General features: G+C 64.2%; 18 protein-coding genes and 1 pseudogene. 3 read left to right on the top strand and 16 right to left on the bottom strand.

Annotated features, from left to right (window positions below; all coding sequences use genetic code 11):
• The first annotated feature begins 12 nt into the window (after positions 1–12).
• Both NKH52_RS04120 and NKH52_RS04115 read left to right on the top strand, forming a co-directional pair.
• Positions 13–1200: a Gfo/Idh/MocA family protein gene (locus tag NKH52_RS04120; RefSeq protein WP_352728059.1), complete on the top strand. Its 1188-nt coding sequence runs from the start codon at positions 13–15 to the stop codon at positions 1198–1200.
• Positions 1201–1241: 41 nt separating this feature from the next.
• Positions 1242–2093, top strand: coding sequence for a sugar phosphate isomerase/epimerase family protein (locus NKH52_RS04115; protein WP_352728061.1), 852 nt, complete (start codon positions 1242–1244; stop codon positions 2091–2093).
• 259 nt (positions 2094–2352) lie between these two features.
• On the opposite strand, the gene phnE (NKH52_RS04110) is transcribed toward NKH52_RS04115, so the two are convergent.
• The 13 genes from phnE (NKH52_RS04110) to phnG form a co-directional block, all read right to left on the bottom strand.
• Positions 2353–3720 carry a phosphonate ABC transporter, permease protein PhnE gene (phnE, locus tag NKH52_RS04110; protein WP_352728063.1) on the bottom strand — a complete coding sequence of 456 codons (1368 nt, stop codon included), beginning with the start codon at positions 3718–3720 and terminating at the stop codon, positions 2353–2355.
• Positions 3721–3722: 2 nt separating this feature from the next.
• Positions 3723–4679 carry a phosphonate ABC transporter, permease protein PhnE gene (gene phnE / locus NKH52_RS04105; protein WP_352728065.1) on the bottom strand — a complete coding sequence of 319 codons (957 nt, stop codon included), beginning with the start codon at positions 4677–4679 and terminating at the stop codon, positions 3723–3725.
• Between the two features lie 57 nt (positions 4680–4736).
• The gene (phnD, locus tag NKH52_RS04100; RefSeq protein ID WP_352728067.1) at positions 4737–5645 is read right to left on the bottom strand and encodes a phosphonate ABC transporter substrate-binding protein; all 909 of its coding nucleotides are present in this window, start codon (positions 5643–5645) and stop codon (positions 4737–4739) included.
• Between the two features lie 149 nt (positions 5646–5794).
• Positions 5795–6652 carry a phosphonate ABC transporter ATP-binding protein gene (gene phnC, locus NKH52_RS04095; protein ID WP_352728069.1) on the bottom strand — a complete coding sequence of 286 codons (858 nt, stop codon included), beginning with the start codon at positions 6650–6652 and terminating at the stop codon, positions 5795–5797.
• A gap of 225 nt (positions 6653–6877) precedes the next feature.
• On the bottom strand, positions 6878–7066 hold the full coding sequence (locus NKH52_RS04090; protein WP_352728071.1) for a hypothetical protein: 189 nt from the start codon (positions 7064–7066) through the stop codon (positions 6878–6880).
• Between the two features lie 16 nt (positions 7067–7082).
• Positions 7083–7700 carry a DapH/DapD/GlmU-related protein gene (locus NKH52_RS04085; RefSeq protein WP_352728073.1) on the bottom strand — a complete coding sequence of 206 codons (618 nt, stop codon included), beginning with the start codon at positions 7698–7700 and terminating at the stop codon, positions 7083–7085.
• Positions 7697–8404 carry a phosphonate C-P lyase system protein PhnL gene (gene phnL, locus NKH52_RS04080; RefSeq protein WP_352728075.1) on the bottom strand — a complete coding sequence of 236 codons (708 nt, stop codon included), beginning with the start codon at positions 8402–8404 and terminating at the stop codon, positions 7697–7699. Before phnL ends, NKH52_RS04085 begins: the two co-directional genes overlap by 4 nt.
• A 60-nt stretch (positions 8405–8464) precedes the next feature.
• The gene (gene phnK / locus NKH52_RS04075) at positions 8465–9241 is read right to left on the bottom strand and encodes a phosphonate C-P lyase system protein PhnK (protein WP_127259763.1); all 777 of its coding nucleotides are present in this window, start codon (positions 9239–9241) and stop codon (positions 8465–8467) included.
• Complete coding sequence (locus NKH52_RS04070; RefSeq protein ID WP_502908005.1) at positions 9238–10206, bottom strand: alpha-D-ribose 1-methylphosphonate 5-phosphate C-P-lyase PhnJ; 969 nt, start codon at positions 10204–10206, stop codon at positions 9238–9240. The genes phnK and NKH52_RS04070 overlap by 4 nt, the downstream gene beginning before the upstream one ends.
• Positions 10203–10601, bottom strand: coding sequence for a FosX/FosE/FosI family fosfomycin resistance hydrolase (gene fosX, locus NKH52_RS04065; RefSeq protein WP_502908008.1), 399 nt, complete (start codon positions 10599–10601; stop codon positions 10203–10205). The genes NKH52_RS04070 and fosX overlap by 4 nt, the downstream gene beginning before the upstream one ends.
• A 17-nt stretch (positions 10602–10618) precedes the next feature.
• Positions 10619–11731 (bottom strand): carbon-phosphorus lyase complex subunit, encoded by a 1113-nt coding sequence (locus tag NKH52_RS04060; RefSeq protein ID WP_352728079.1) that lies wholly within the window; start codon positions 11729–11731, stop codon positions 10619–10621.
• Between the two features lie 3 nt (positions 11732–11734).
• Positions 11735–12346: a phosphonate C-P lyase system protein PhnH gene (gene phnH, locus NKH52_RS04055; RefSeq protein ID WP_352728081.1), complete on the bottom strand. Its 612-nt coding sequence runs from the start codon at positions 12344–12346 to the stop codon at positions 11735–11737.
• On the bottom strand, positions 12346–12807 hold the full coding sequence (gene phnG, locus NKH52_RS04050) for a phosphonate C-P lyase system protein PhnG (RefSeq protein WP_023812476.1): 462 nt from the start codon (positions 12805–12807) through the stop codon (positions 12346–12348). Before phnG ends, phnH begins: the two co-directional genes overlap by 1 nt.
• Positions 12808–12939: 132 nt before the next feature.
• Between phnG and phnF the strand changes: the two genes are divergently transcribed.
• Positions 12940–13689 (top strand): phosphonate metabolism transcriptional regulator PhnF, encoded by a 750-nt coding sequence (phnF, locus tag NKH52_RS04045; protein WP_023812477.1) that lies wholly within the window; start codon positions 12940–12942, stop codon positions 13687–13689.
• A 279-nt stretch (positions 13690–13968) separates the two neighbouring features.
• On the opposite strand, the gene NKH52_RS04040 is transcribed toward phnF, so the two are convergent.
• The 3 genes and pseudogenes from NKH52_RS04040 to NKH52_RS04030 form a co-directional block, all read right to left on the bottom strand.
• Positions 13969–14985 (bottom strand): zinc-binding alcohol dehydrogenase family protein, encoded by a 1017-nt coding sequence (locus NKH52_RS04040; protein WP_352728083.1) that lies wholly within the window; start codon positions 14983–14985, stop codon positions 13969–13971.
• Between the two features lie 66 nt (positions 14986–15051).
• Complete coding sequence (locus NKH52_RS04035; protein ID WP_023812479.1) at positions 15052–16017, bottom strand: ABC transporter permease; 966 nt, start codon at positions 16015–16017, stop codon at positions 15052–15054.
• A pseudogene (locus tag NKH52_RS04030) lies at positions 16014–17568 on the bottom strand (sugar ABC transporter ATP-binding protein). The gene NKH52_RS04035 and the pseudogene NKH52_RS04030 overlap by 4 nt, the downstream one beginning before the upstream one ends.
• Positions 17569–17610: the final 42 nt, after the last annotated feature.

The following is a 17610-nucleotide window of genomic DNA, read 5'->3' as shown; positions in this document are numbered from 1 at the left end:
AGGGAGAAAGACATGGTCGGCGCATCGAAGTCGGAAACGGGAGGCGGCCCGATCCGCTATGGCATGGTCGGCGGCGGGCAAGGTGCCTTCATCGGCGCGGTGCATCGGATCGCGGCGCGGCTGGACAATGATTTCGTGCTGGTTGCCGGTGCTTTGTCAGCCGACCCGGCTCGTGCCAAGGCCTCGGCCGCCGAACTGGGGCTCGACCCCGCACGCAGCTATGCATCCTATGCCGAGATGGCCAAGGCCGAGGCGAAGCGCCCCGACGGCATCGAGGCAGTGGCCATCGTCACGCCCAACAATGTCCATGTGCCGGCGGCAAAGGCCTTCCTCGAGGCCGGCATCCACGTCATCTGCGACAAGCCGCTGGCGACGACGCTCGCCGAAGCAAAAAAGCTTGCGGCGATAGTCGAGAAGACCGGCAAGGTGTTCGTGCTGACGCACAACTACACCGCCTATCCGATGATCCGGCAAGCACGCGAAATGGTCGCCAAGGGTGTGCTCGGCGACATACGCATCGTGCAGTCCGAATATCCGCAGGACTGGCTGACCGAGGATTTGGCCGCGACAGGCCAGAAGCAGGCGGCGTGGCGCTCCGACCCCAAGCAGGCAGGCGCCGGCGGTGCGCTGGGCGATATCGGCACGCATGCCTACAACCTCGCCCGCTTCGTCTCGGGGCTGGAACTGGACTCCCTGTCGGCCGATCTCGACGCCTTCGTGCCGGGCCGGCTACTCGATGACAACGTCAACGTCATGCTGCGCTTCAGGCCGGTCGGCAAGACGCACCCGGCCAAGGGCATGATCTGGGCAAGCCAGGTGGCGCCGGGCCATGAGAACGGGCTGAAGCTGCGCATCTACGGTTCGAAGGGTGGGCTGGAATGGGTGCAGGCCGACCCGAACTATCTCTGGTACACGCCGTTCGGCCAGCCGAAGCAACTGATCACCCGCAACGGCGCCGGCGCGCTGCCGGTGGCGGGCCGTGTCAGCCGCGTGCCGTCAGGTCATCCGGAAGGCTATCTCGAAGGTTTCGCCAACATCTACCAGGAGGCCGCGCGCGCCATCCGCGCGGCACGCCGCAAGGGCGGCAAGCCGGCCAAGGACGTCGTCTTCCCGACCATCCAGGACGGCGTCGAGGGCATGGCCTTCATCGAGGCCTGCGTGAAGTCGTCGAAGAAGAATGGGGCGTGGACGAAGCTCTGAAATAGAGGCGGTCCGGGGGATCCAAGGGGAGGGGGGCGTCGATGAAAATCGGCATGTGCATGTTCTTATGGACGACGGCCGTGTCGAAGGCACACGAACCACTGCTGCGCGATATCAAGGCAACCGGCTTTGATGGCGTCGAGATACCGATCTTCGCCGGCGCGCCGGACGATTATAAAAAGCTCGGCGATCTGCTCGACCGCATCGGGCTGGAGCGGACCGCGGTTTCGGCCATGGGCGATCCCCGGATGAATTTGATCTCGGCCGACGCGGCGACGCGCAAGGCCGGTGTCGACTACATGAAATGGGCGATCGACTGCGCGCAGGCACTTGCCGCAAACACGCTGAGTGGCCCGCTGCATTCGACGCTCGGCGCCTTTTCCGGCTCCGGACCGACCGCTGCCGAGAAAAAGCGCTCCGTCGCCTCGCAGCGGGCGATCGGCGACCATGCCGGCAACAAGGGCGTCACCATCGGGCTCGAGGCGCTCAACCGCTTCGAATGCTATCTCCTCAACACGATGGCGGATCTGTCGGAGCATATCGACGCCATCGACCGGCCGCACATCAAGGCAATGTACGACACCTTCCACGCCAATATCGAGGAGGCCGACCCGATCGGCGCCTACACGAAACACCGCAGGAATGTCGTGCATATCCATATTTCGGAGAATGATCGCGGCGTACCGGGGCGGGGCAACATTCCGTGGAAGGAAACATTCTCGGCCATCCGCAAGAGCGGCTATGACGGCTGGCTGACGATCGAAGCGTTCGGCCGTTCGCTGAAGGACCTGGCGGCGGCGACCAAGGTGTGGCGCGATTTTTCCGAAACGCCGGAAGCTGTCTATCGCGAGGGGTATGAGCATATCAAAAATGGGTGGAAGAGGGCGGCGTAGGCGCCTTCCTTATAGTGGGACTGAGCGAAGCCGCCCAACACCTGCCGCCGCGTTCCTTCACACCCCCCTCTGTCCTGCCGGACATCTCCCCCGCAAGGGGGGAGATTGGCGGTTCCGCTGGCGGCGCCTTCCTTCCAACGCTGGAGACTAGCGAAGGCCGACGGACATCTGATCTCCCCCCTTGCGGGGGAGATGGCCGGCAGGCCAGAGGGGGGTGCTGTCCCGCCGACTTTTCGCCCAATTGTGAACCACAGGACGATCATCCCTGCTCAGCCTGAAGCCTGTTGTAGTCGTGGATCGTCTGGCTCAGCCGGCGGCGCAGGAAGTTGGAGATGTTGTCGAAGATGAAGACAACGGCCAGGATCAGCAGCACCATGTAGAAGACGTTGGCCCAGTTGGAGTTGGTGCGCATCGCTTCCCACAGCTTCAGGCCGATGCCGCCGGCGCCGACAGCGCCAATGATGGTCGCGCCGCGGGTGTTGGATTCCCACTGGTAGAGCGTCTGGCTGATGAACACCGGCACCACTTCCGGCAGCACGCCGTAGCGCTGCACCAGAAGGCCGTTGGCTCCGGTCGAGGTAATACCCTCGCGCGGTTTGTCGTCGATGTTCTCCAGCGCCTCGGAATAAGTTTTGCCGAGCGTGCCGATCTCGGTGAAGAAGATGGCTGCACTGCCCGCCAGCGGTCCCGGCCCGAAGGCACGGGTGAAGAACAGCGCCCAGATCAGCATGTCGATGGAGCGCATGAAGTCGAAGAAGCGCTTGAGCACCTGGTTGACCAGCCGGCTGGGCGTGATGTTGCGAGCGGCGAAGAAGGCCAGCGGAAAGGCGACGATGCCGCCCAGCATGGTGCCGAGGAAGGCCATGACGATGGTCTGCAGGAGCTTGGTCCAGACATCGCCATGCTGCCACTGGGCGTTGTTCCAGATGTTGTCGCCGGCCAGTGCCAGGTTGGACGTGCCTGGTTTCAGTTCCGGTCCGGAGACGATCAGCGAGGCGACTTCGCTTGCCGACTTGCCGAAGAACGGCGAGCGGGTGTCGAAGACGAAGTTTGCCCAGCCGAGAAATCGCTTTCGGATCCTGACGCGGTCAACGGCGACACGGGCCTCGCCGGCAAAGCCCATGTCGGCGACGACCTCATCTTCATGCGCGGTGATCCAGCCGGGAACCGGCCCCGAGATCAGCGGCTTGCCGGTGCCAAGCACGACCGCAACGGTCTCACCATTGGCAGTTATCGTCGCTTGCGTCTTGCTGAAGGTGACCGACTTGGCGGCGCCGTCGATAAGGACCGTCACCGAACCATCGGCATTGGTCTTCACCCAGTCCGGATCTGGGTTCGGGCCGAGCACCGAGAAGCGTGGATATTTGGCGGTGATCCGCGTTTCGTCGAGGCGGAAGATCGGCTGCACGTCGTAGCTGATCCATTGGGTCAGAAACAGCGGCAGGCGCTCCCAGTGCGATTCCCGCATGACCTGCGGCAGGTTGAAGAACCACAAGGCATAGAGCAGGTAGAGGAAGATGCCGCCAAGCAGCATCAGCGGCCCGAAGCGCTTGTGGAACGGCCGCTGGAACACCTGCGGGAAGCGCTCTTCGATCGACTGGATTTGATCGGCGGTCAAGGCAGCCATGGTCAAGCCCCCACCACGAAAGCCTGCTCGCCGACCAGCTTGCGGCGCAGCCAGGCGGAGAACTGGTCGACGATGAAGATCGTCGTGAACAGGAGCAGCACGAGGGCTATCGTCTTGGCGCCGAAGCCGCGCGAGATCGACAGCTTCAACTCCTCGCCGATGCCGCCGCCGCCGACCGCGCCCATGATGGTGGAAATGCGGACATTTATCTCAACACGCAGCAGCGTGTAGGACATGAAGTTGGGCAGCACCTGTGGCAGGCCGGCAAAGCGCACCCGCTCGAACCAGTTGGCGCCGACAGCCCTCAGGCCCTCTTCGGCGCGCATGTCGATGTTCTCGTTGATCTCGTAGAACAGCTTGCCCAGCGCGCCGATCGAATGCAGGCCGATGGCGATGATGGCAGCGATCGGGCCGATCGAGACGATGGCGGCGAACAGGCCGGCGATGACGATCTCGGGAAAGGCGCGCAGCAGCTCCATGAGGCGCTTGACGATCAGCCGCAGCACCGGATGCGGCGTCAGATTGCGCGCCGCGATGAAGGAGAACGGCACGGCGAAGACGAAGCCGATGAAGGTCGAGACCAGCGCCACGTTGAGCGTGGTCAGCATCAGCTCGAAATATTCGGGGATGTAGAAGCTGCCCCAGACATAGGAGCGGCCAAGCGGAAAGTTGAATTCCTGGGTGCCGGTGTCATGCGGGGAAGCGATGTCGAACATCGCCCGCCAGACATCGTTCCAGTCCTTGGGGACGAGCCAGCTCAGGAAGTCCAGCAAATGCGGCAACCGGTCGAAGAAATGCCCGGCATTGGCTTCGTCGGCGAACCACATGGTGCTGCCGAGCGCGACGATGAGAAGGCCGACACCGATGGCGGTGTAGAGCCGGCGCAAGGACGTCTGGCGACGCCAGGCGTCGGCCATCTGGTGAGTGGCGCCGGAAGGGGCTGTCACGGAAAGGGTCATGATCGGACATGCAAGAAGGGCGGCGTTTTCTCGACGCCGCCCTTCCTGATTTCGCCGTTAGCCGCCAATGGCTGCCTTACGGGCTTCGACGATGACGTCGTAGAAGTCCGCCTTAACCGGGACGTAGCCGGTAAAGTCGCCGCCTTCGACGCCTTCGAAGCAAGCCTTGTCCTTCTTCGGCAACTGCGTGAAGAAGTCGGCGAGCTTGGCGGTCATTTCGTCGCCGAGCGCGGTGCGCACGACCAGCGGGCCGTTCGGGATCAGGCCCGAGCGCCAGACTTCGACGAAGTCGTTGGGGTCGACGGCGCCCTTGGCGACTTCCTTGTGGAAGGTGCCCGAGGTGTAGCCGTCCTTGAAGTCGCCGATACCGGAGGAATCGTCCACCGCCACATCGACCTTGCCGTCGCGCACGGCCAGAACATTGTTCTCGTGGCCGCCGTTGAACTGGGTCGAAGCGAAGAAGGTTTCGTTCGAAGCGCCGGTGTCCTTCGGGATCTGGGTCAGCGGGATCAGATAGCCGGAGGTCGAATCCGGATCGGCGTAGCCGAGCTTCTTGCCCTTGGCCGACTTGATATCGGTGATGCCGGAGGATTTCAGCGCCAGACCGATCGAATAGTAGCCGGTGGCGCCGTCGGTCTGCTGGGTGGTGAGGATCGGGGTGACCGCCTTCGGGTCCTTGAGAGCGATGCTGGCGTAGCCGGAAGCGCCGAGTTCGGCGAAGTCGAGCGTGCCGCCAAGCAGGCCCTGGATGACGCCGTCATAGTCGGCGGCGGGGAACAGCGAAACCTTTTCGAAGCCGAATTCGGCCTTCAGATGGTCGGCGAGGCACTGGTAGTTGCGCAGCCGGTCGGTTTCGTTTTCGCCGCCGAGGATGCCGACGCGAAATTCCTTCATGTCGGCGGCATGGGCCATGCTGGTCGCCATGGCGAGCACCGAAACGGCGCTGAAAACCATCTTCCTGAACATCTGTAATCTCTCCTGTAGGTTCCGGCCCCGCGCCGGCAGCGTTCTCGATTTTGACAGGTGCCCTTGACGCGGGCTGTCGATCCAGGCCGCTCTCTTGTTTGTCCATGATCTTGCCCGAAAACCGGATTCCACTTTTCGGGATCATGGACTCAATATCCCGGGAATGCGGGTTCGAGCGGTCCGGCGGATGCGGCGATTTTTCGGCTGAAGGCAACGCTGGTCGAGGTGATGGCCTCGGAGATTTCCTGGCCATTGCTGTCGGCGCCGTAGACGAGGCGCACGGCCTCGCGGTTGAGTTCTTCCGGCGGGCCGTCGAAGACGACCTTGCCGGCGGCCATGCCGATGATGCGATTGCAGTAGGTGCGGGCGGTGTCCAGCGTGTGAAGATTGGTGACGACGGTGATGCCGTCGCGCAGATTGATGTCCTGCAGCGAATCCATCACCACCTTGGCGTTGAGCGGGTCGAGCGAGGCGATCGGCTCGTCGGCGAGGATCACTTTGGGCTGCTGCATCATGGCGCGGGCAATGGCGACGCGCTGCTGCTGGCCGCCCGACAAGGTGCCTGCGGGCTGCAGCGCGGTGCGGGCGATGTCGAGCCGCTCGAGTGCCGCGACCGCCTCGGCGCATTCGGCGCGCGAGAACATGCCGAACAGGTTGGTGATGGTCGAACGGTGGTTCAGCTTGCCGAGCAGCACGTTGGTCAGCACGTCGAGGCGCGGCACCAGGTTGAACTGCTGGAAGATCATGGCGCAGTCACGCTGCCAGCGCCGCAGCGGCGAGCCGCGCAATTGGGAAACCTCGGCGCCGTCAAAAAAAATCGACCCCTGGCTGGGATCGATGAGACGGTTGATCATGCGCAGAAGGGTCGATTTGCCGGCGCCCGAACGGCCGATGACGCCGACCATCTGACCCTGCGGGATCGCGATGTTGATGTCGCTGACGGCGGTGTTCTTGCCAAATCGTCGGCTGACACCGCGGATTTCGAGCGTGGCAGAGCTTGCTGACATGGGGCAGGTTCCAGTCCGGACCATTGATCGTCAGGCTCTCGCCTAGCGCAGCCATATGAACCTGCCGTGTCGCGGTGATGTCAGTTTTGTTACGCTCCACAGGCCGGAGTCTACGGCAGGCCCAGGACCAGCAGTTTCCTCGAAGTGCTCCATGTCCCTGAAGCTGCAGAAGGGGGCGGCTTGATTTCGACTACGGGAGCCTGCTGTTCAAAAAGTGCCAGGCAATCATCGAACAGGCCCCAGCCATGCGGCGGCCCGATCATCCGCAAGATGCTGGATCTGGTAGGCGAAGGTGGTGTGGAGGACGTAGGCGTCGTAATCGGGATGCCGGTAGCCGAACGGCACGGCCAGCGCATTACGCCAAGCCGCATCCTGCGCCGGTGGTGTGTCAGGGATATGAACAGGTTCGCCCATGACGAAATGTGATGGCTTATCCGCCGTATTTTTCCAGAAAAGCCTCGGCCTCAAGCGAACGAAAATCATCCAACGCGGCGCGCAGCCTTGCATGGTCCCAGTCCCACCAGGCAAGCGCCTGATAGCGCCCGGCGGTGCGGCGATCGAAGCGCTCGCGGATCGGTTTGGCCGGCACACCGCCGACGATGGTGTAGGGCGCGACATCCTTCGAGACGACGGCTCCGGCGCCGACCGCGGCGCCATCGCCGACGGTGACGCCGGGCAGGATGGTCGAGCCGTGACCGAGCCAGGTATCGTGGCCGATGGTGACCCGCTTGGCGCGGCGTTGGGCGAAGAATTCGCTCTCGTGCTCGGCATCGTCCCAATAGTCCGAGGCGCGATAGGTGAAGTGATGCAGCGTCGGCCGCCAGGTCGGGTGGTTGGTGGCGTTGATGCGAACGCTGGCCGCGATGTTGGCGAACTTGCCGATCGTCGCACACCAGACTGAGCAGTCCTGCATCATGTAGGAATAGTCGCCAAGTTCGCTTTCAGAAACCCGGCTGCGGTCGGCGATCTCGGTCCAGCGGCCCAGCGTCGAATTCTGAACATCCGCCGTCGGGTGGACCAGCGGCGTCTCGGACAACTTCCTGGTCATGCGGCGATTTTTCCGGGAGCGAAAGCGGTGACGTCGATGATGCGGTCGGCAACTGCGTCGCGCACATCGTGGTCATGGAAGATGCCAAGCAAGGCGACATCAGCCGCCTTCTTGGCGGCGATGAGTTCGATCACGACATCGCGGTTCCTGGCATCGAGCGAGGCGGTCGGCTCGTCGAGCAGCAGGATCGGGTGCTCGGTGATGAAGCCGCGCGCGATGTTGACGCGCTGCTGCTCGCCGCCGGAGAAGGTCGCCGGCGGCAAAGCCCAGAGTTTCTCCGGCAGGTTGAGCTGCGCCAGCAAGGCGCGTGCCTTGCCGCGGGCAATCTCGCGATCCTCGCCACGCTCGACCAGCGGCTCGGCGACGACGTCGAGCGCCGAGACGCGCGGCACGGTGCGCAGGAACTGGCTGACATAGCCGATCGTTTGCCGGCGCACAGCAAGCACGGTGCGCGGGCTGGCGGTGGCGAGGTCGATCAGCCCATCATCGTGCGTGACGATGATCTGGCCTTCGTCGACGGCGTAGTTGCCGTAGAGCATCTTCAGGATCGAACTCTTGCCGGCACCGGACGGGCCGCCGAGCACGGTGCATTCGCCAGCCCTGATCGAGAACGAGACACCGGCGACAACAGGCAGTTTGATGCCGTCACGCAGATGCATGGTGAAGCTTTTGGCAACGTCGGAGACAACGAGGGGGGTTGGCATCAGAAGGTGCTCCAATGGTTATTCGTTTGCAGGCCAGAGGGGGGTGCCTTGGCGCCATCGTCAAACCTGCAGAATCGAGGAAACAAGCAATTGCGTGTAAGGCGCACGCGGGTCATCGAGCACGCGGTCGGTGAGACCGCTTTCAACGACGCGGCCGTCCTTCATCACCATCATGCGCTGCGACAACAGCCGCGCCACGGCAAGGTCGTGGGTGACGACGATGGCGGCCAGACCAAGATCGGTGACCAGGCCGCGCAACAGGTCGAGCAGGCGTGCCTGCACCGAGACGTCGAGGCCGCCTGTCGGCTCATCCATGAACACAAGCCGTGGTCCGGTGACGAGGTTGCGGGCGATCTGCAGGCGCTGGCGCATGCCGCCGGAAAAGGCGCGCGGCTCGTCGTCGATGCGGTCCTCGTCGATCTCGACGCGTGACAGCCAGTCGACGGCGGTGGCGCGGATCCTGCCGTAATGACGGTCGCCGACCGCCATCAGCCGCTCGCCGACATTGGCGCCGGCCGATACCGTCATGCGCAGGCCGTCGGCGGGGTTCTGATGGACGAAACCCCAGTCGGTTCGCATCAGGAAGCGGCGCTCGGCCTCACTCATGCGGTAGAGTTCGCGGAACTGGCCATCGCGCATGCGGTAGCTGGCGGTGCCGGAGGAGGGCAGCAGCCGCGTCGACAGGCAGTTGAGCAATGTCGTCTTGCCGGAGCCGGACTCGCCGACGACAGCCAGGACTTCACCCGGCCACAGGTCGAAGGAGACGTTGTCGCAGCCGACGCGCGAGCCGTAGAATTTGGAAAGTGCCGAGACGCGCAGCAGCGGTTCGTCGGTCATTGTATCTCCTTACCCTCCCCCTTGTGGGGAGGGTCGGCGCGCAGCGCCGGGGTGGGGGTTGAGTGGGGCGTAGATTGGTCAAGACCCCCACCCGCGCCTTCGGCGCGACCTCCCCACAAGGGGGAGGTAGGGGCGTTGCGCCGCTTCTCGCAGTGGTCGGTATCGGAGCAGACGAACATGTGGCCGCCATGGTCGTCGAGGATGACCTCGTCGAGATAGACATTCTCGGCCGCGCACAGCGCGCAGGGCTGGTCGAAGGTCTGCACCTCGAACGGATGATCCTCGAAGTCGAGGCTGACCACGTCGGTGAAGGGCGGCACCGCATAGATGCGCTTTTCGCGACCGGCACCGAACAGCTGCAGCGCCGGCGAGCGGTGCATCTTGGGATTGTCGAATTTCGGCGTCGGCGAGGGGTCCATCACATAGCGGCCCTCGACCTTGACCGGATAGGCATAGGTGGTGGCGATGCGGCCGTGCTTGGCGATGTCCTCGTAGAGCTTGACGTGCATGAGGCCATATTCTTCAAGCGCGTGCATTTTCCGCGTTTCGGTCTCGCGCGGCTCGAGGAAGCGCAGGGGTTCGGGGATCGGCACCTGGTAGACCAGCACCTGGCCTGCGGTCAGCGGATGCTCGGGGATGCGGTGGCGGGTCTGGATGATGGTGGCGCTGGCCGTGTCGGTCGTCACTGCGACATTGGCGACCTTCTTGAAGAAGGCGCGGATCGACACCGCATTGGTGGTGTCGTCGGCGCCCTGGTCGATGACCTTCAGCACATCGTTGGGGCCGATGATCGAAGCGGTGACCTGGACGCCACCGGTGCCCCAGCCATAAGGCATCGGCATTTCGCGCGAGGCGAACGGCACCTGGTAGCCGGGGATGGCGATGCCCTTCAGGATCGCCCGGCGGATCATCCTCTTGGTCTGTTCGTCGAGATAGGCGAAGTTGTAGGTGGCGATGTCGGTCATTGTGCGACTTCCAGTCCCTTGGCGTAGCGCGCCAGCCGCTCAGCGAGCGTGCCGGTGTGCAGTTCGAACATGTGGTTGTCGTCGTCGTAGAAGTAGATCGAGCGGCCTTCGCCCTCGACGCGCGGGCGCGGCGGGCGCATGTCGAGGCCGAGCTTGCCGATGCACTCGGCATAGCGGTCGAAATCGGCGTCATCGATCTTGAAGGCGATGTGGTTGTAGCTGCGCTCCGGCAAGGGCTCGCCCTCCATGATTGCGACCCAGATGTCGCCGATCAGGAAGAATTTTTCGCGCGACAGCGAGAACGGCCTGGCGCCGCTGGCATAGACTTCGCGTGCGTCGAACACGCTCTCGAGGATCTCGGTCATCCGCTCGAGGTCGCGGACGATGAAGGTCATGTGGGAAAGGCCTTGGGTCACTCTGCGGCCTCCCGCTTCTCTTCGACCTTCGCCGGGTTTTCGCGGGCGTCGTATTCGGCGCGCATGCGGCGCACGAGGTCGAGTTCGGCCTGGAAGTCGACATAGTGCGGCAGCTTCAGATGTTCGACGAAGCCGGTCGCCTGGACGTTGTCGGAATGCGAAATGACGAACTCCTCGTCCTGCGCGGCGGCGACGACATCCTCGCCGAGTTCGGAGGCGCGCAGCGCCCGGTCGCAAAGCGCCATCGCCATCGCCTTGCGCTCGCTCTGGCCGAAGACCAGGCCGTAGCCGCGGGTGAACTGCGGCGGCGCCTTGGCTGAGCCTTTGAACTGGTTGACCATCTGGCATTCGGTGACGCGGACAGTGCCGAGCGGGACAGCGAAGGGCAGTTCGGGCACGTCGAGCTCAAGCTCGACCTCGCCGATGCGGATCTCGCCGACGAAGGGATGGTTGCGGGCATAGCCGCGCTGGGTGGAATAGCCGAGCGCCAGCAGGAATCCCTCGTCGCCGCGTGACAGCGCCTGCAGGCGGATGTCGCGCGCCATCGGGAATTCCAGCGGCTCGCGGGTGATGTCGCCGGGGACATGGTCCTGCGGCATGTCGCCGTCCGGTTCGATCAAGCCTTCGCGGGCGAGGATCGCCGAGACGCGCGGCATGGCTTGCGCTTCCGTCTCGCGCAGCAAGGGCTGGGCGACGTCGGCGCCGGCGGCAAGCTCGGGATCGAGCAGCCGGTGGGTGTAGTCGAATGTGGGCCCGAGCAATTGGCCGCCGGGCAGGTCCTTATAGGTCGCCGACACGCGCCGCTCGACCAGCATTCCGGCGGTGTCGATGGGCCTGGTGTAGCCGAAGCGCGGCAGCGTGGTGCGATAGGCGCGCACCAGGAAGATCGCCTCGATCAGGTCGCCGCGCGCCTGGACGATTGCGAGTGCCGCCAACTCACGGTCGTAGAGCGAGCCTTCGCTCATCACCCGATCCACGCCGAGCGCCAGCTGCTCGACGATCTGGTCGAGGCGAAGGGCCGGCACCGAACGGTCGCCGCGTCGGCGGTCGGCAAGCAGGCTGTGGGCGTTGGCGATTGCGGCTTCGCCACCTTTTACCGCGACATACATTTTTTACGCCTCCATTGTCTTGATGCGCGTCGTGCGCGGCAGGCAGGCAATGCCATCTGATGTGGCGAGTATGATGTCGACGCCGCGCGGAAAGCGCTGGTTATTCTGCTTCCACTGCTCGACGAAATGGCGCGGCATCTGTGCCGGCGCGATCGTGGCGCTGGTTTCGATGCCGGGACCTTCGAGCAACAGCGGCGTGCCGGACACGAGATCGCCGACTTGCAGGATCAGCGTGGTCGAACGGTCGGGATAGTCCTGGGTGCCCTGCGAAAAACCATCGAGCGACATCATCTCGGCCGGGGCCGCGATGAAGGCGAAATGCGCATCGGCCGGTGTGTTGGCCAATGGCGCGCCGGTGTGGAACCCAAGCCAGGGTCTGATCGCGGTGGAAGCTTGCAGGGTCTGGTCGAGCCAGAGCGGGGTGTCGTTATCGCACAGCGCCAGTGCGATGGCGCCGGCGGCCGCCGAGAGCGGCGCCGGCGGGCGGGCGAAGGCCGGCAGCGGCTGCACGCTGCCTGGCCGCGCCATTGCGTCCATGACGGCGCGGAACACCGTCTGGGCATTGAAGACCGGATCGGCGAAACCGCCCTCTATCGATTGCGCTGCAATGTCCATCAGTCTTCTCCGCGAACCATGGTGAAGAAATCCACCTTCGTTGCCGCCGTCTCGGCGCGGCGTTTTTCATGCGCTGCGGTCAGAGCCGACCGCAGGGGCGCTATCAGTCCGGTCTCGACTTCATTGCGGCGGGCAGGGTCCTGCCACAGCGCGTCGGCGATGGCCGCCAGCTTCGCCTTCTGCTTGTCGCGGCCAAGCGCATAGCAATGTCCGACCTGCCCGGAGGGCAGCCGGACGGTGGCGCGGGTGACGGTCGCCTCGCCGACGTTGAAGGGCGCGCCGCCGCCGCCGATGCGGCCGCGCACGGTGACCAGCCCGGTCTCGGGGCCGCGCAGCAGTTCTGCTTCCGAAGGCAATCCGGCTTCATTCCAGAGCCGGACGATGTCATCGCCGCTGGATTGCGCCAGTGTCGCCATGGCGGCCTTGCGCTCGGCCTGGTCGCGGGCTTCCTGTCCTCGCATCAGCAGCATTCCTCTTTGTCAATTTGTCTATTGATATAGACAACTATACAAATTATACCTATTATCTAACGCGTGTCCATGACGGGTGGATGACAGCGATATAAGACTGGGCGCTGGAAGGTTGGGGCAATGATAGTCGGGCGGCTGGCAGCGGACAGCATCGAGCGGCGCAGTGGCGTTTCGCTGTGGCGGCAGATCGCCGACAAGATCCTGCATGCGATCGCCATCGGCGATTTCACGGAGAATGCAGCGTTGCCGCCGGAGGTGGCGCTGGCAGAACGCTATGGCGTCAACCGTCACACGGTGCGCAGCGCCATATCGGCCCTTGTAAGGGAAGGCGTGCTGCGGGCCGAGCAGGGGCGCGGCACCTTCGTACTGTCGCGCAAGCGGCTGTCCTATCCGATCGGCGCGCGCACACGCTTTTCGACAGGGCTGCAAGGGCAAACGACGGAACGGCACATCGTCCTGCTCGCCTCGTCGATCGAGCCGGCCAGCCAGCGCGTTGCCGAGGGCCTTGGCCTTGCCAGGGGAGCCGATGTGATCCGGTTGGAAACGCGCGGCGAAGCCGACGGACGGCCGGTGTCGCGTGCTGCCGGCTGGTTCGAGGCCCGGCGCTTTGCCGGCATCGATGCCGCGATGGCGCAAACCGGCTCGATCACCGCATCGCTGGCGCGTTTCGGCATCGACGACTATCTCCGGCAATCGACCGTGCTGTCGGCGCGCCATGCCGATGCGGCGGACCTTGCCGACCTCGACCTGCTGCCGGGCGCCATCGTGCTGGTCACGGTTGCCGTCAACGTCACGCCGGACGGCCAGCCGATCCAGTTTTCCGAGTCGCGCTTCCCGGCCGAGCGGGTGGAGCTGAAGCTGTCGGCGCTGTAGCTAACGTCGTCATCCTTGGGCGAAGCAGGAGCGCAGCTCCGTCGCGGAGACCCAAGGATCCATGCCGCGATCTCGGGCGAAGAGCGCAGCGGCGCAGAATTCTGCACCGAAGCAACGCTCTCAGGTCACGGCATGGATCCTATGGTCTGTGCCGCGTCGCTTCGCTCCTCGCTCCGCCATAGGATGACGAAGCGATGGATGTTGCGGCTAGTCGCCAAAGCATCAGATCTACCAAGTTGGGCGCTCAACGATCTCCGAATTCGTGTCGAACAGGCGCCTCTATCCGACCTCGATCACAGCCTTGATCAGGCCGGATTTCTCGTGTGCCCAGCGGGCGAGATCGCGCGGCGTGCCGGCGAGTGTGGTGCGGTGTGTGACGAGCTTGGCCAGGGGCACGGCGCCGTTGCGGATCGAGGCGGCGACGTGATCGAAGTCGGCGCGCAGCGCGTTGCGGCTGCCGATCAGCGTCATCTCGCGCTTGTGGAATTCCGGATCGGAAAAGCTGATGTCGTCCTTGACGACGGAGACCAGCACCAGCGTTCCGCCATGCGCGACATGGGCGAAAGCCGACTGCACCGATTGGGTGTTGCCGGTGGCGTCGAAGACGACATCGAAGCCTTCGCCTGATGTCGCTCCCTTGACCAGATCGGGCACCGCGCCGCGCGACCCGTCGAGGGTCTGGAAACCAAGCTCATTTGCGGCCAAGGCGAGCCTTTCACTGCTCATGTCGAGCAGCGTCACGTCGAGCCCGGCGATGCGGGCGAAGATGGCGGTGCCGAGCCCGATCGGGCCAGCGCCGATGACCAGCGTGCGGGCGCCGGGGTCGGCGCGGGCGCGCCGCACTGCATGCGCGCCGATGGCCAGGAACTCGACTGCGGCGGCGTCGGCCAGCGAAAGGCCGTTGGCGGGATAGAGATTTTGTGCCGGCACCAGAATCCGTTCGCACATGGCGCCGTCTCGATGCACGCCCAAGACCTCGATCCTGACGCAGCAATTGGGCTTGCCGTGCCGGCAGGCGATGCACTTGCCGCAGGAAAGATAGGGGTTGATCACCACGGGCTCACCAACGGCAAGATCGACGCCGTCGCCGGCCTCGACGATCGTTCCCGACACCTCATGGCCCATGATGCGGGGATAGGCGAGGAACGGGTGCTTGCCCTCGAAAATGTGGTAGTCGGTGCCGCAGATGCCGACATGGCTGACCGCCACCAGCGCCCAGCCGGGAGGCGGTGCCTCTGGTGCGGGCCGGTCTTCAAGGACAAGATCGCCGGGCGAACGGCAGAGGACGGCTTTCATGCGCTAATCCAGTCATGAAATCGCCGGCCCGTTGGTGTGGCGGGCCGGCGGTTGATTGCGGGATCGCTACTTGCCGCGGCGGCGCAGGCCGTCGAAGTAGACGATGATGATGATCAGCGCGCCAGTGATGATGCGCTGCCAGAACGAGTTGACGTTGAGCAGGTTGGCGCCGTTGTTGATGGTGGCCAGGATGAAGGCGCCGAGCAGCGGCCCATGCACCGAGCCGACGGCGCCGAACAGCGAGGTGCCGCCGATGACCGAAGACGCGATCGCCTGCAGCTCCCAGCCCTCGGCCTGCGTCGGGTTGCCGATGCCGATGCGGGCCGCCAGCAGCACGCCGACAAAGGCGGCGCACAGGCCCGACAGCGTGTAGGCCATGTAGATGGTGCGCTGGACATTGACGCCGGACAGGCGCGAGGCCTCGGCGTTGGAGCCGACCGAAAACAGGTATCGGCCCCAGCGGCTGTGGTGCAGGAAGATATAGGCCGGAATACCGACCAGGATCACCATCCAAAACAGGTTGGGGATGCCGATGAAGGAATTGCGCGAGAAGGCGGTGAAGGTGTCGCTGTTGATGTTGATCGAATTGCCGTTGGTCATCAAAAGGCCGATGCCGCGCAGCGAGGTCAGTGTTGCCAGCGTGATGATGAAGGGCGGCAGGCCCATCTTGACGATGCCGAAGCCGTGGAACATGCCGATGGCGACGCCGACCAGCAGCGTCACCAGAATGGCGAGCCAGATGGGGAAGCCGGCATTGATCATCATGGCCACGACCACCGTGGCGAAACCGACCACGGCGCCGACCGACAGGTCGATGCCGCCGGTGATGATGACGAAAGTCTGGCCGACCGCCATGATGGCGATCATCGAGCCCTGGCGCAAGAGATTGGCCATGTTGTTGGCGGAGGCGAAGCTCGTCGTCGCCACGGAGAGAAGGATCCAGAGCAGAACCAGCAGCGCCAAAAGCGTCAGCCCAAACAGGACATTATAGTTGCGCTTTGGTTTTTCGACGGCAATCGCCTCGGTGCTCATATCTGTCCTCCCGGCTTTTCTTGTTTCTCGGCGAGCGCCTGAGTGAGAAATATCCTCGTGGCTGGCGGCGTGAAAACCGTGCGTCGCCACCAGTTTGCCGCGCCGGAACACATGCAGCGTGTCGGCGAGTTCATAGACTTCCGGCAGATAGGACGAGATCAGGATGATGCCGGCGCCCTTTGACAAAAGTGCGCCGAACAGGCGGTAGATCTCGGCCTTGGTGCCGACATCGACGCCGACCGTCGGCTCGTCGAAGATGAACAGCTTGGCGCCGTGCGCCAGCCATTTGCCGATGACGATCTTCTGCTGGTTGCCGCCCGACAGGCTGGATGCCAGCGCGCCGCGCGTCGGTGTCTTGATGCGCAGATCGGCAATCTGGCGATCGGCCTGCGTCTTCTCCTGCGCGCTCGAAATCAGCAGATTGTTCGAGATTCGCTTGTAGATCGGCAGGTTGAGGTTGAAGCCGACCGGCAGGTTGAGGCAGAGGCCCTGGTCGCGGCGGCTTTCCGGCGCCAGCGCCATGCCGAGCTTGATCGCGTCATGCTCGGAATTGACCTGCACCTCCTTGCCTTCCCAGAGGATCTGGCCGGCGGATTTGCGGTGGCGGCCGTAAAGCGTGGTGACGAACTCGCTGCGTCCAGCACCGATCAGGCCATAGAGTCCGACGATTTCGCCGGCGCGGACCGTCATCGAGACATTTTCGAAGCCCTTGCCGGACAGGCTCCTCGCCTCGATGATGGCGGCGCCCGGCGTGAAATGCTCCTTGTGATAGACCTGCTCGATCGAGCGGTTGATCATCATCTTGACCAGCTCGGCATCGTTGGTCTCGGCGATGTTGCGGGTGCCGACCAGCGTGCCGTCGCGCAGCACGGAAACACGGTCGGCGAGCTCGAACACTTCCTCCATACGGTGGCTGATGTAGATGATGGTCACGCCTTCGCCCTTCAGCCGACGGATCAGGGTGAAAAGCTGGTCGGCCTCCTTGCGGGTGAGGTAGGCGGTCGGCTCGTCGAAGATCAGGAATTTGGTGCCGCGCACGGTGGCGCGGGCGGCGGCTATCAACTGCTGCTGGCCGATGGTCAGGTCGCCGAGCGTGACATGCGCCGGCAGGTCGAAACCGAGGTCGTCGATGATCGTCTGCGCCTGCCTGACCATGGCGCGCTGCTGCAGGATGCCGAAGCGTGAATTCTCCTCGCCTAGGAACATGTTGGCGGCGACCGTCAGGTGACGGCACAGCACGACTTCCTGGTGCACGGCATTGATGCCGAGCGCCATCGCCTCGTGCGGCGTGGCCAGGGCGGCCGGTTGGCCCTCCCAGGCGATCTCTCCGGAGGTGCGCGGCATGACGCCGGTCAGAAGCTTGATGAGCGTGGATTTTCCGGCGCCGTTCTCACCGACGATGGCGTGTATCTCACCGGACTTGAAGGCGAGGTCGACCGGCTTCAGCGCGTGGGTGCCGGGATAGCGCTTCTCCAGCCCGCGCAATTCGAGGATGGTCCGCCCCGGTTCCAGAACGGGTGTGGGATGCAGTTCCTGCGCCGTCGAAATCATGACAATCCTCCCAGATTGGCCTCCCGGATTGGCTTCCCAGGC

It is taken from the genome of Mesorhizobium sp. M1066 (assembly GCF_040318635.1).
GTDB lineage: Bacteria > Pseudomonadota > Alphaproteobacteria > Rhizobiales > Rhizobiaceae > Mesorhizobium.
This window is presented reverse-complemented; position numbering and strand designations above follow the sequence as displayed.